Here is a 12,533-nt window from a genome sequence, read left to right on the forward strand (position 1 = left end):
GGAAGGCCGGTCCTAGGGGAAGATCGACGGTTTGGCGCAGCTATTCCGACCCGGAGCGAACAGCGTGGCGCGCACGGCGCTGGTGCTTTTGCTGCTGTCGCCGCTTTTGCTCGTCTTGGTCCTCATCCTGCAGCATACCGGCACGATCACCGGGCAGGATCGCTTCGTCGAGCAAGCGGTCCCGTTCAGCCACAAGCATCATGCCGGCGAACTCGGGATCGATTGCCGCTTCTGCCACGTCGGGGTCGAGACCGGCGCGAAGGCGACGGTGCCGACCACGGAGGTCTGCATGACCTGCCATTCGCAAATCTGGACCAACGCCCAGATGCTGGCGCCGGTGCGCAATAGCCTGGCGACGGGCACGCCGCTCGTCTGGTCGCGCGTCAACCGGCTGCCAGGCTATGTCTATTTCGACCATCACGTCCATGTTCGGAACGGCGTGCCCTGCGCCGCCTGTCACGGCGACCTCCGCGAAATGCCGCTGACCGCGCAGGCGACGCCGATGACCATGCAATGGTGCCTCGATTGCCATCGCGATCCCGCGAAGCGCCTCGTACCGCAGGACCGGATCACCTGGTCGCATCCCTATGACGCGCCGATCCCGGACGACGAGTTCCAGCGCATCCACGCGCATCTGCTTGGTGTGGAGCGCTCCCGCAAACTCACGGACTGCTCGACATGCCATCGCTGAGCGAACCCGACTTCGTCGCCCGGCGCGAGGTACTGCGGCTGATCGCGGCAGGGGCTGCGGCCAGTCTCGCGGGATGCTCCAAGCCCGACCAGCCGATCGTTCCCGCCGTGGAGGACAAGGACGGAGATCGCGCCGGCCGGATCCGACGTTACGCGACGACGACGATGCTCGCAGGTTACGGTCGCGGCGCCACGGCCCTCGTCGTGGATGGGCGGCCGATCAAGCTCGAGGGTTCGGCGATGCATCCGGCCAGTCTCGGCGCCACCGATCTCTTCACCGAGACCGCGATCCTCGACCTCTACGATCCGCAGCGGCTGCGAGCGCCGGCAGGCCCCGCCGGCATAGCCGGCTGGCCGATGCTCGAGCGCGCGCTGATTTCGCGGCTGGCAGGCAGCAACGGCGAGGGCACGGTGCTGCTCACGGGCCGCGTCACCTCGCCGAGCCTTCTGGCCCGCATCGCCGAGGCGCGGGCGCGGATGCCGGGACTGCGCCACATCCGTTCGGAGGCGATCGACGACGATGCCGAGCGCGAGGGCGCGCGTCTCGCCTTCGGGCGGCCGCTTACGATGCGATCGCGCTTGGCCGAGGCGGATGTGCTCGTTTTGCTCGATGCCGATCCGTTGGGGCCGGGCCCCGATCAGGTGGCTTTCGCCCGCGCCTGGGCGGATCGGCGGCGTGCCTCCGGCAAACCGCAGCGCACCTACGTTCTGGAGCCGTCTCCGACGCAATCGGGCATCTGCGCGGACCGGCGGATTGCCCTGCATCCCGCGCTGGTCGTGAACGCCCTGCTGGCCGTAGCCGCATCGCTGGGAACAGGAACCTCGGGCGCCGTCGACCTGCCACCTGACGCGGCCGCGTTTGTCGCCTCTGTCATCAGGGACCTTCGTGGGGCGCAGGGCCGGGCGGTGGTCATGGTCGGGCGCGGACAGCCGCCGGAGGTTCATGCCCTTGCCGCCTGGGTCAATCAGCGCCTCCATGCGCCGATCGACTGGATCGATCCGGTTGATCCGGACCTGTCCAGCCACGTCGAGAGCCTCGCCAGCCTCGCGCACGACATGGCCGACGGGCGCGTCTCCACCTTGATGGTGCTTGACGCCAATCCGGTTCTGCACGCGCCCCCGTCCTGGCATTTCGCCGAGGCGCTGGGACGCGTGCCGCTCAGCATCTCCTTCTCGGCCTTTCCCGACGAGACCGCGATGGCGACGCGGTGGCGCGCGCCCTTGGCCCATAGCCTCGAAAGCTGGGGCGATGCATGCGGCCCGGACGGGACTGCCAGCCTCATCCAGCCAATGGTGAAGCCGCTCTTCGGCGGGCGAAGCGCGTTGGCGGCACTCGCCATGCTCGACCCTGCAGGGCCGCGTCCCAACGATCACGATCGCGTCCGTCGCCAGTGGAACGCGACCGACGACGGCCATTGGCGGGACCTCCTGGTGGCGGGCGTGGTCGACGGTACGGCCGCCACGCCCGTTTCCCCAGGCGACGCTAGACTGGTGATGCCCGCGCCCAGTCGGGCATCCGCGGCGATGATCGTTACCCTGCCACCCTCGCCGACGCTCTGGGATGGGCGCGGCGCGACCAATGCCTGGGCGCAGGAATGTCCCGATCCGGTGACACGCCAGGTCTGGGGGGCGGCCCTCCGCATCTCGCCCGGCGATGCGCGACGGCTGGGCGTCGGCGACGAGGATATCGTGGTCTTCGCTGGGCTCAGCGCTCCGGTGAAGATCGTCGAGGGACAGGCCGAGGGGGTCGCGACCCTGCCGCTCGGCCACGCGCGCACCGCCGGTGGGCCGATCGCGACGGCTCCGGGCACGCTCGGTCCTGGGACCGACGCCTACCGTTTGCGGGGTTCTCGCGGCGGCTGGCTGAGCGGGGAGGTGACGCTGGTCCCGACCGGCGCGAAGGCCCACACGCCGCGCAATCAGAAGGACTTCGCGCTCGATGGCGAGGCCGCCTCGCTCTATCCGGTGCTGGCTCCAGGCGAAGCGATGCCGAAGCCCCCATCCCGCGCCACCTTGCTCGGCGCCGGGCCTGAGCGACCGCCCGATACACCGCAATGGGCGATGGTGATCGACACGTCGGCGTGCATCGGTTGCAATGCCTGCGTGGTCGCCTGTCAGGCCGAGAACAATATCCCCGCGATCGGGCCCGAGCAGATCGGCAAGGGGCGCGACATGCACTGGCTGCGCGTCGACCGCTATGAGCACGAGCACGGTGGCGGGTATCAGCCCGTCCCCTGCATGCAGTGCGAGACGGCGCCATGCGAACCGGTCTGCCCGGTTGAGGCGCCTGTTCACAGCGCCGAGGGTCTCAACCTGCAAGTCTATAACCGCTGTATCGGCACGCGCACCTGCCAGGCGAACTGCCCCTACAAGGTGCGCCGGTTCAACTTCCTCGATTATGCCGGCGCCGATCTCTGGGGCGATCTCGATCCCGCGCCCGTCACCGCGCAACGCAATCCCGAGGTCACGGTGCGCGCACGCGGTGTGATGGAGAAATGCACCTATTGCGTGCAGCGGATCGAGACGGCCAAGCACGGGGCCGACGCGACCGGCGAAGCGCTGGTGACGCCGGTCACCGCCTGCCAGGCGGCCTGCCCGACGCAGGCGATCCACTTCGGCAATCTCGCCGACCCCGCATCCGACGTGGCGCAGCTTCGCCGCGACCCCCGTCATTATGCATTGCTGGAAGAGCTCGGCACCCGTCCGCGCACCACCTATCTCGCCAAGGTCCGCGACGCCGGCGAGGGGGAGGGCGAGGCATGAGCGACGCGGCGCGCTGGCTGCTCCCCTCCATGTTCGATCACAAGGCGATCACCGATGCGATCGCCGGTCCGCTGGTCGAGGGCAAGGCCGGAAAGCGCTGGTGGATCGCGGTGCTGATCTCACTGGCCGTCACCGGCATCGGCGTCATCGCGACGGGCATTTCCTTCGCTTACGGCCCGGGCATGTGGGGCAACAATTCGGCGGTCGTCTGGGGTTTCCCGATCGCCAACTATGTCTGGTGGATCGGCATCGGCAATGCCGGGACCCTGATCTCGGCGCTGCTGCTGCTGACGCGGCAGAAATGGCGCAACGCGATCAACCGCTTCGCCGAGGCGATGACGATCCTCGCGGTCTCGATCGCCGGGCTCTTCCCGATCATCCATCTCGGCCGTCCCATGTATTTCTACTGGATGGCGCCCTATCCAAACACGATGGGGCTCTGGCCGCAATGGCGCTCCGCACTCGTCTGGGATTTCTGGGCGATCCTCTCCTACCTGCTCTTCTCGCTGATCTTCTTCTATCTCGGCCTGATCCCCGATCTCGCAACGCTGCGCGACCGAGAGGGGCCGAGCCACTGGCGCCGGATCTGGGGCGCGTTCGCCTTGGGCTGGCAGGGCACGCCCGCGCAGTGGCGCTCGCATCAGCGCCTGCAGCGCGTGATGGCGGTGATCGCGACGCCGCTGGTCTGCTCGGTCCACTCGATCGTCGGGCTCGATTTCGCCGCCTCGCTGATGCCCGGATGGACCGAAAGCGTCTTTCCGCCCTATTTCGTCGTCGGTGCCTATTTTTCGGGCTTCGCAATGGTCGTCCTGCTGGCGCTGGTGATCCGCTCGGCGCTCGGGCTCGAAGCGATGATCCGGCCTGCCCATCTTGACGCCTGCGCGAAGATGCTGCTCGCCGCGGGCTCGGTGATGCTGCTGTCCTACGGCAGCGAGTGGATGTCGGCGCTCTGGACCGGCGAGGCCGCCGACCTGCGCTTCCTCCGGTTCAGCTTCACCGGAACCTATTCCGGTCTCACCTATGGGATGATCCTGGGCAACTGCCTGCTCCCCCAGCTTTTCTGGAGTCCCGCGCTCCGGCGCTCCGTGCCCGTGCTGGTGATCGTCTCGGCAGGCGTGCTGTTCGGCATGTATTTCGAGCGTATCCTGATCATCTGCAACACGCTGTCGATCGGTTATGAGCCGGCCGCCTGGACGCTCTACGTGCCGACGCTGGTCGATTTCGCGATCCTGCTGGGGACGGGCGGGCTGTTCGTCTTCGCCTTCCTGCTGCTGTCGCGCGTCATCCCGCTCGTCCCGATGTACGAGATCCGCGAGCTGGCCGAAGTCGCAAAAGGAGAGGTACGGTGACGGCGCTCGCGATCGCGAGCTTCGCCGACGAGGCCGCTTTCCGCGCGGGTGTCGCGAAGGCGGATGAGGCCGGACGGCGGGTCGTCGGGCTCTGGTCACCCTATCCCGTCGAGATCGGCGCGATCGGCGAAGAGATGGCGGCGCCGATCGCCTGGATCGCGATCGCAGGCGGGCTTGCGGCCGCGTTCCTCTTCTACGGCTTCATCTGGTGGACCGCGACCCAGTCCTATCCGTTCGACAGCGGCGGGCGGCCGCTGCACAGCTGGCAGGTGTTCCTGATCGCCCCGATCGAGTTCGGAGCGCTTGCGGCCGGTGTCGCGGGCATGATCGCCTTCATCGTGCGTGCACGGCTCACCCGGCTGCATCACCCGGCGTTCGACATCGCCGAGGTCGAACGGGCCTCGTCCGAGCATTTCGTGATCGCGCTCGCCTGCGACGCGGACGACGGAGGCGATGTCCTCGCCTTGCTGGCCGACGCCGGGGCCGTGCATAGCCGGATGGTGACCCGGTGAGGGCGTGGTGGCTGATCCTGCTGCTGCCGCTGGCCGGCTGCGACCTGTCGATGACCAGGCAGGATCGCCACGAGGCGCAGGGCGGCGCGACGCTCTGGAAGGGCGGCCCGGCGGTATCGAGCGACGCGCCGGATGGCAGCATCGCCCAGGACCAGCCCGCGCGCGACGCCGCACTCGACCAGCCGCCGCCCGTGACACTAGCGCTGCTGGAGCGAGGGCAGGACCGTTACCGGATCTTCTGCACCGCCTGCCATGGTGAGGACGGCGGAGGCGGGGGGCGTGTCGTGCAGCGCGGCTTCCCGCGTCCGGCCGCCTTCGGCGCGCAGGATCATCCGCGCCGCACCGTCGACGTGATCACCCACGGCTCGGGCGTAATGTATCCTTTCGCGGATCGGATCGAACCGTCCGATCGCTGGGCGATCGCCGCTTATGTCGAGGCTCTGAAGCGGCTGCGCGCGGGCCAGTCGACGGGGAAGGGGGCATGAGGCTCCGCGCCGGCCTGGTCGCGGCGGCGGGCATCGCCGCGCTGCTCGCCCTGATCGCCGTCGCACCGCAGGCAGCCGCCGATGGCTGGAGGGCCGCGTTTCTGTGGCTGAGCGCACCGCCGATCGGAGCCGTCGCGCTTTTGCTGATCGCGCGCGTCGTCGGTGCCGATTGGGATGCGGCGCTGAAGCCGATGCTCGGATGGACGCCGTGGCTGGCCCTGCTCGCCATCCCGCTGATCGTCGATCAGGCGCTCTTCCACTGGCCCGATGGTCACCTCCACATCTGGCTTTCACCCCCTGCATTCGCCTTACGGTCGGCGGTGGCGTGGGCTTTCTGGGCGTGGCTTGCGCGGGCTCTGGCCCGTGATCGAGTGCTTCCGGCCGGGCCGTTGCTGCTCGCCCACGGACTGGTTGTGTCGGTAATGGGGTACGACTGGTTGCTCGGGAGCGCGCCGTCCCAGCCCAATTCCGCGGCGCCGATGATGCTCGCGGTCGTCCAGATCGGGGGCGCGTCGGCGCTGGCCTGCGCGGCGGGCTTCGGCAACCGGCAGCAACGTCGCGATCTCGCTTACCTGCTGATCGCGAGTGCGCTCGGCCTCGCCTACCTGCTCTACATCGATTTTGCGATCGTCTGGTTCGGGGACTTGCCGGCCCATGTTGGCTGGTATGCTGAGCGGCAAATCATTCCGGCTGCGGTCCTGCCGGGGCTGGCGTTGCCGGTCGGCCTGCTCGCGCCGATCCTGCTGGTCGGGCTCGGGCGGGATGACATTTCGCGTCGCGGGGCCGGTATGTCGGCCTTGTTCGCGCTTGGCCTGACCCTTTGCTGGATCGTCGCAGGCCCCGCGGGTTGGCTCGGGCTGCTGGCGCTGATCGCCGGCATCGTCGCGATCGGCGCATGCGTTTTGGGAGCCGCCTCATGAGCCAGGATTATGAGGATTGGCAGGTCGACGATCGCCCGGCGCTCAAGGGGCTCGCCATATTCGTCGCGCTGCTCCTCACCCTCGTGGTGGGGGCGGGGTTCCTCTACAACCGCTATTATGCGGCCCGGACACGCGCCGATCCGGTGCGATTCCCGCAGCCCGAACTCGAGACGATCGACAGCGCCCCGAATGACCGGCGACCGGTCCCCAGTCCGCAACCTCCGGCAGGGGTCAATCGCGCGATGGCGGCGACGGCAGCCCAAGGGGACGCGCTGTGGAACGAATGATGCTTGTTCTGGCTTTCCTGACCGCTCTCCCGGTGCAGCCCGCGTCGGCCGCGCTCACGCCTTCTCAACTGGCCGGCGTCGGTGCGACCCCGCCGGCAGGCGCTGCGTTCCCGGTCGGCCTGTCGTTTGTCGACCAGTCCGGTCGACCATATCGCCTGTCGCTCGGGGCAATGCCGACGGTGCTCCTCTTCGCCGATTACAGCTGCCGCCACATTTGCGGACCCGGCGTCACCCTGACCGCGGGGGCGCTCCACGATGCCGGGCTGAAGTCGGGCGTCGACTACCGGATGATCGTGATCGGAATGGATCAGGATGGCCCCGTTCTGGCACGGCGTCTCGCCGAGGAGCGGCTGAAAGGATTGCCCGCCGAAGCGGCCGGAATGGAGCTGCTGACCGGAACGCCGCCCACAGTCGCACGTGCGGAACAGGCGCTAGGCTATCATGCGATCTATGACGCCGAGGCCGACCAGTTCGCTCACGACGCCGCCATCTATTTATTTTCACCGGGCGGGCGGCTTTCGGCGCTACTGCCCGAGACGGCCTCGACCGCCGCGCAACTGAAGGCTGCGGTCGCGGGCGCAAGGCTAGACGTGGCCTTCATCCCAACCGCCCCCAAGTCCGACACCGGCCTCATCGGGCGAGTGAGCGCGATCTGCTACGGGCTGGCGAGCGCGCACGGCGTCTATGCTGGCCCGATCGTGCTCGGCCTGCGGCTCGGCGGCGTGCTGATCTGCGTTGGGCTGGGGCTCTTCGTCGTGACGAGCCTGCGTCGTTCCAGAAGGGCCAACGATGCTACCTGAGGCCTCCACGCTGGCCCCCGCGGTCGACCGGATCTTCTGGGGGCTCGTGGGCCTGAGCGTCGTCATCATGGGCGTGGTCGGCGGGCTCGTCCTCACCTTCGCCATCAAGTACCGGCGGGGCACCAAGGCGTATCGCGGACCGTTGCCCGACATCATGAGCCGCGAGGTCGAGATCGGCTGGACGGTCGCCACTTTGTTCGTCGCGCTCTTCATCTTCTGGTGGGCGGCCGCGGCGCAGCTGCCGCATTTCCTGCTGCCGAAGAAGGCGCTCGAAATCCATGTCGTCGCCAAGCAGTGGATGTGGAAGGTCCAGCATCCCGAGGGCGTGCGCGAGATCGACGCGCTGCATGTGCCGGTCGGCGTGCCGGTTAAGCTCGAGATGACCAGCCAGGACGTGATCCACAGCTTCGGCGTGCCGGCGTTCCGCATCAAGCAGGACGTCCTGCCGGGCCGCTACACCTCGACTTGGTTCGAGGCGAAGGAGGTGGGCGACTACCATCTCTTCTGCACCGAATATTGCGGCACGGACCATGCCCGGATGACGGGCACGATCACGGTGATGGAACCCGAGGCCTATGCACGCTGGCTGGCCGAGCAGCCCCATGGCGAGGATCTGGCGGGCGAGGGCGCGCAGCTCTTCACCGCGCTCGGCTGCTCGGCCTGCCATGGCGCGCAGGCCCGCGTCCCGGCACCTTCGCTCGCGAACCTGTATGGCAGCCAGGTGGTGCTGGCGGACGGCAGCCGTGTCACCGCCGACGAGGATTATCTGCGCGAGAGCATCGAGCGGCCCGAGGCCAAGGTCACGGCCGGCTACCCATCCACCATGCCCTCCTATCAGGGGATCGCGAGCGAGGAGCAGGTCGTGGCACTGGTCGCCTATATCAAATCGCAGGACGGAAAGCGGAGCCAGGCGCGATGAGGAGCGACGACACCGGCCTGCTCGCGCGCGAGCCCGGCGAGACCAGCTACCTGACCGAAGGCACGACGCTGCGTTCGTGGCTGCTGTCGACCGATCACAAGCGGATCGCGATCCTCTACGCCATTTCGATCACCGGCTTCTTCTTCATCGGTGGAGCGGCCGCGACGATGATCCGGCTGGAGCTGTTCACCCCGCAGGGCGATTTCACCACGGCGGATGAGTATAACCGCCTGTTCACGCTGCACGGTGTGATCATGGTGTGGTTCTTCCTGGTGCCCTCGATCCCGGCGACACTCGGCAACTTCCTGCTGCCGCTGATGGTGGGTGCCAAGGATGTCGCCTTCCCCCGGCTCAACCTGATGAGCTGGTATCTCTATATCATCGCCGGCATCTTCACGCTCACGGCCCTGTTGCTCGGTGGCGTCGATACCGGCTGGACCTTCTACACGCCGCTCTCGACGCTCTATTCGAACAGCTATGTGCTGCTGGCGGCCTTCGGCATCTTCGTCGTCGGTTTCTCCTCGATCGCGACGGGCATCAACTTCATCGCGACCGTCCATCTGCTGCGCACCAAGGGCATGACCTGGATGCGCCTTCCGCTCTTCGCCTGGGCGATGTACGCGACGAGCCTCGTCATGGTGCTGGCGACGCCGGTGCTGGCGATGGCGATGCTGCTAATCTGCGCCGAGCGCCTGTTCGGCCTGCCGATCTTCGATCCGCGCGCCGGCGGGGATCCGGTCCTCTTCCAGCACATCTTCTGGTTCTACAGCCATCCGGCCGTCTACATCATGATCCTGCCCGCGATGGGCGTGGTCAGCGAGATCATCGCCTGCGAGGCGCGCCGGCGGGTCTTCGGCTATCAGTTCATGGTCTATGCGATGCTGGTGATCGCGGTGATCGGCTTCCTGGTATGGGGCCACCACATGTTCGTGGCCGGGCAGTCGCCCTTCGCGAGCATGATCTTCAGCTTCCTGTCCTTCGTCATCGCCGTGCCGAGCGCGATCAAGGTGTTCAACTGGACGGGCACGCTCTATCGCGGCTCGATCCGCTTCTCGGCGCCGATGCTCTACGCGCTGGGCTTCGTCGGTCTGTTCACGCTGGGTGGGCTGACCGGCCTGTTCCTGGCCTCCATCCCGGTCGACGTGCATCTGTCGGACACCTATTTCGTCGTCGCCCATTTCCATTACATCATGGTCGGGGGCGCCGTGTCGGCCTTCTTCGGCGGCCTGCATTTCTGGTGGCCGAAGATCACGGGCCGCATGTATTCCGAGAGCTTCGCGCGCTTCGCGGCGATCACGCTCTTCTTCGGCTTCAACTTCACCTTCTTCCCGCAGTTCATCCTCGGCTATCTCGGCATGCCGCGCCGCTATCACGAATATCCGCCGGAATTTCAGGTGTGGAACGTGATGTCGTCGACGGGCGCGGTGGTGCTTGCGATCGGCTACCTGATGCCGCTCGGCTATTTCGCCTATTCGCTGCTCAACGGCAAACGCGCGAGTGACAATCCGTGGGAGGCGACGGGCCTCGAATGGACGACGAACTCGCCGCCACCCAAGCACAATTTCCTAGAACCGCCGGTCGTGCTGACCGAGCCCTACGCCTATCATGACTGGGACGAGGCGCCGGGCGGGGCCGACGAGACCACGCAGGATGAACCCGCGTGAGTGCTGCGCCGATCCTCGTCGAGCCGTTCGAGGAGCCCGAGCGCCAACGCGAGGCGATGGTGTTCGGGCTCTGGCTGTTTCTCGCGACCGAGATCCTGTTCTTCGGCGGCTTCTTCTTCCTCTACGCCGTCGCGCGCATGCAGGATCCCGATGGCTTCGCCAGGGGGGGCGCCCATGCCAACCTGCTTCTCGGCACGATCAACACGATCCTGCTGATGACGAGCAGCGCCACGCTGACCATCGCGGAGCGCGCCGCGCGGGACGGATGGATGCGGGCGGCGCGGTGGGGGATCATCTTCACCCTCATGCTGGGGACGGCCTTCCTGGTGGTGAAAGGTTTCGAATATCGCGAAGACCTCGCCGAGCACCTTTTTCCGGCGGCGCCGGATTTTTCCTTTGCCGGCGAGACCGGCGCTACACGATTCTGGTCCTTCTACTGGTTCATCACCCTCGTCCACGCCATCCACCTGACGATCGGTCTCGGCTGCGTCGCGCGATTGCTTTGGCTCGAAAGACAGGGGACGCTGGCGCGCCGCTGGATGGTCGCCGAGGTGACCACACTCTACTGGCATCTCGTCGACATCGTCTGGCTGCTGCTCTGGCCGCTTCTCTATCTGGTGGGGCGGTAATGCCGGACGACGCCGATCGCCGGCGCATCCTGCTCGCGCCCTGCGGCATCTGGGCTGCCTTGGTCCTGCTCGGCGGAATAAGCCTCGCTTACGCTCTCGCCCCGGGGCTGCCGTTCAAGCTGGTTGCGAGCCTGGCGATCGTGATCGCACAGGGGGGACTGGTCCTCATCGGGTTCATGCGCCTCGGCAAATCGAGCGCGCTCGTGCGAACGACCGCACTCGCCGGCGTCGTCTGGCTGAGCTTTCTCTTTCTGATGACCTTCGCCGACCTCTGGACCCGCTGAAGCGACACGGCCTGATGATCGGAAATCAGCGCGTACCCATATGGTGGATCGATGCGACAACGATGACGATCGCGACGATGAAGGCGACCGCGATCAGGCCGAGGCGGAGCAGCAGGCGCTTGCCGAGCTCGAGGCAGAGACTGTTTATTTCTGCGACTTCGCGGACAGGTGGCTGGACAGCCTGACGGTCGAGAAATCCACCCACAGCTGCTATCTGGGCGCGACCGAGGAGGTCTGGAAGCCGCATTTCCGCGATCGTCCGGTCGGTTCTATCCGGCCATCGGAGATCATGGCAATCGTCGCCGAACTCGCCAGGCGCGTGACCGGCAAGACCGTCAACAACAGCCTGATCCCGTTGCGCGGCGTCTTCGCAGCCGCTCTCGACGACGAGATCATAGATCGCGCGCCGACGCTCAACATCAAGAGCCTGAAACACCAGGCCCCGAAGCCCGATCCGTTTCGTGTCGAGGAGATGGACGCGATCATCGGAGCCTCTACGATCGCTATGACCCGCAGCTCGCCCACTGGTACGAGTTCGCGTTCGGCACAATGGCTGCGGCCGAGCGAACAGATCGTCGTGCGGTGGAGCGATATCGACTGGAACGGCCAGACCATTCGCATCGAGCGCGCCCGGGTGCGCGCGGTGGTCAAGTCGACCAAGACGTCGAGCATCCGCGACGTCGACCTCACCGACCGGACGCTTGGCGTTCTCGACCGCCAGCGGTCCTACAGCCTCATGAAGGACGCCGACGCGCCGATCTTCGAGAACCCATCGAGCCGATTGCCGTGGCCCGACGTGCAGGACCAGCGCAAGCCCTACTTCCATCCGACTCTGCTGCGGCTGGGTTTGCGCAGGCGCGATGCCTACCAGATCCGGCGCACCTTCGCGACGCTGGCGCTGATGGCCGGGGTCAATCCGGCCTACATCGCGCGGCAGCTTGGGCATGCCAACACGGCCATGCTGTTCAAGCACTATTCGAGGTCGATCGACGGCGCGGATGCGGGTCGCGAGAAGTCAAAGCTCAATGGAGTTTTTGGACCGAAATTGGACCAGAAAGTATCGATTTTGCCCGGAGTTTCGCAGTCTTTTGGGGTGCTGGGGAGCGAAGGTTCTGAAAAATTTGGAGAAGCGCGCTGGTGACCCCTACGGGACTCGAACCCGTGTTTTCGCCGTGAGAGGGCGACGTCCTAGACCGCTAGACGAAGGGGCCGTGAAGCGGGAGAGCGGCTC

Annotated in this window: 13 protein-coding genes and 1 tRNA gene; 13 read left to right on the top strand and 1 reads right to left on the bottom strand. The window is 66.8% G+C overall.

From position 1 onward, the window contains the following. Window positions 1-64 precede the first annotated feature (64 nt). The 13 genes from HZF05_RS22320 to HZF05_RS22325 are packed head-to-tail and all read left to right on the top strand — an operon-like array spanning window position 65 to window position 12,443. Window positions 65-691, top strand: coding sequence for a cytochrome c3 family protein (locus HZF05_RS22320; RefSeq protein WP_220129879.1), 627 nt, complete (start codon window positions 65-67; stop codon window positions 689-691). Beyond that, complete coding sequence (locus HZF05_RS15805; RefSeq protein WP_160362774.1) at window positions 679-3,453, top strand: 4Fe-4S dicluster domain-containing protein; 2,775 nt, start codon at window positions 679-681, stop codon at window positions 3,451-3,453. Before HZF05_RS22320 ends, HZF05_RS15805 begins: the two co-directional genes overlap by 13 nt. Then, on the top strand, window positions 3,450-4,802 hold the full coding sequence (gene nrfD / locus HZF05_RS15810; RefSeq protein WP_160362775.1) for an NrfD/PsrC family molybdoenzyme membrane anchor subunit: 1,353 nt from the start codon (window positions 3,450-3,452) through the stop codon (window positions 4,800-4,802). The genes HZF05_RS15805 and nrfD overlap by 4 nt, the downstream gene beginning before the upstream one ends. Beyond that, a complete protein-coding gene (locus HZF05_RS15815) occupies window positions 4,799-5,314 on the top strand; it encodes a quinol:electron acceptor oxidoreductase subunit ActD (RefSeq protein ID WP_160362776.1) in 516 nt (171 codons plus the stop codon). The genes nrfD and HZF05_RS15815 overlap by 4 nt, the downstream gene beginning before the upstream one ends. Continuing rightward, window positions 5,311-5,799: a c-type cytochrome gene (locus HZF05_RS15820; RefSeq protein ID WP_220129880.1), complete on the top strand. Its 489-nt coding sequence runs from the start codon at window positions 5,311-5,313 to the stop codon at window positions 5,797-5,799. The genes HZF05_RS15815 and HZF05_RS15820 overlap by 4 nt, the downstream gene beginning before the upstream one ends. After that, complete coding sequence (locus tag HZF05_RS15825; RefSeq protein WP_160362777.1) at window positions 5,796-6,719, top strand: hypothetical protein; 924 nt, start codon at window positions 5,796-5,798, stop codon at window positions 6,717-6,719. Before HZF05_RS15820 ends, HZF05_RS15825 begins: the two co-directional genes overlap by 4 nt. Then, window positions 6,716-7,006 (top strand): hypothetical protein, encoded by a 291-nt coding sequence (locus HZF05_RS15830; RefSeq protein WP_160362778.1) that lies wholly within the window; start codon window positions 6,716-6,718, stop codon window positions 7,004-7,006. The genes HZF05_RS15825 and HZF05_RS15830 overlap by 4 nt, the downstream gene beginning before the upstream one ends. Beyond that, a complete protein-coding gene (locus tag HZF05_RS15835) occupies window positions 7,006-7,806 on the top strand; it encodes an SCO family protein (protein ID WP_160362779.1) in 801 nt (266 codons plus the stop codon). Before HZF05_RS15830 ends, HZF05_RS15835 begins: the two co-directional genes overlap by 1 nt. After that, window positions 7,796-8,725: a cytochrome c oxidase subunit II gene (gene coxB / locus HZF05_RS15840; RefSeq protein WP_160362780.1), complete on the top strand. Its 930-nt coding sequence runs from the start codon at window positions 7,796-7,798 to the stop codon at window positions 8,723-8,725. The genes HZF05_RS15835 and coxB overlap by 11 nt, the downstream gene beginning before the upstream one ends. Beyond that, a complete protein-coding gene (ctaD, locus tag HZF05_RS15845) occupies window positions 8,722-10,389 on the top strand; it encodes a cytochrome c oxidase subunit I (protein ID WP_160362781.1) in 1,668 nt (555 codons plus the stop codon). The genes coxB and ctaD overlap by 4 nt, the downstream gene beginning before the upstream one ends. Beyond that, window positions 10,386-11,018 (top strand): cytochrome c oxidase subunit 3, encoded by a 633-nt coding sequence (locus HZF05_RS15850; RefSeq protein ID WP_220129881.1) that lies wholly within the window; start codon window positions 10,386-10,388, stop codon window positions 11,016-11,018. The genes ctaD and HZF05_RS15850 overlap by 4 nt, the downstream gene beginning before the upstream one ends. Then, window positions 11,018-11,302 (top strand): cytochrome C oxidase subunit IV family protein, encoded by a 285-nt coding sequence (locus HZF05_RS15855; RefSeq protein WP_160362782.1) that lies wholly within the window; start codon window positions 11,018-11,020, stop codon window positions 11,300-11,302. The genes HZF05_RS15850 and HZF05_RS15855 overlap by 1 nt, the downstream gene beginning before the upstream one ends. Before the next feature lie 43 nt (window positions 11,303-11,345). Next, a complete protein-coding gene (locus tag HZF05_RS22325; protein ID WP_181638896.1) occupies window positions 11,346-12,443 on the top strand; it encodes a tyrosine-type recombinase/integrase in 1,098 nt (365 codons plus the stop codon). On the opposite strand, the gene HZF05_RS15865 is transcribed toward HZF05_RS22325, so the two are convergent. After that, window positions 12,438-12,513: transfer RNA gene (locus HZF05_RS15865), tRNA-Glu, on the bottom strand. The two genes, HZF05_RS22325 and HZF05_RS15865, sit on opposite strands and share 6 nt — an antisense overlap. Between the last annotated feature and the right edge of the window lie 20 nt (window positions 12,514-12,533).

It is taken from the genome of Sphingomonas chungangi (assembly GCF_013778325.1).
GTDB lineage: Bacteria > Pseudomonadota > Alphaproteobacteria > Sphingomonadales > Sphingomonadaceae > Solisphingomonas > Solisphingomonas chungangi.

Excerpts from the sequence above, each read along its gene's own strand:
- HZF05_RS15805 (WP_160362774.1), top strand. The coding sequence starts at position 679 with ATGCCATCGCTGAGCGAACCCGACTTCGTCGCCCGGCGCGAGGTACTG.
- nrfD (WP_160362775.1), top strand. The coding sequence starts at position 3,450 with ATGAGCGACGCGGCGCGCTGGCTGCTCCCCTCCATGTTCGATCACAAG.
- HZF05_RS15825 (WP_160362777.1), top strand. The coding sequence starts at position 5,796 with ATGAGGCTCCGCGCCGGCCTGGTCGCGGCGGCGGGCATCGCCGCGCTG.
- HZF05_RS15830 (WP_160362778.1), top strand. The coding sequence starts at position 6,716 with ATGAGCCAGGATTATGAGGATTGGCAGGTCGACGATCGCCCGGCGCTC.
- HZF05_RS15835 (WP_160362779.1), top strand. The coding sequence starts at position 7,006 with ATGCTTGTTCTGGCTTTCCTGACCGCTCTCCCGGTGCAGCCCGCGTCG.
- coxB (WP_160362780.1), top strand. The coding sequence starts at position 7,796 with ATGCTACCTGAGGCCTCCACGCTGGCCCCCGCGGTCGACCGGATCTTC.
- ctaD (WP_160362781.1), top strand. The coding sequence starts at position 8,722 with ATGAGGAGCGACGACACCGGCCTGCTCGCGCGCGAGCCCGGCGAGACC.
- HZF05_RS15855 (WP_160362782.1), top strand. The coding sequence starts at position 11,018 with ATGCCGGACGACGCCGATCGCCGGCGCATCCTGCTCGCGCCCTGCGGC.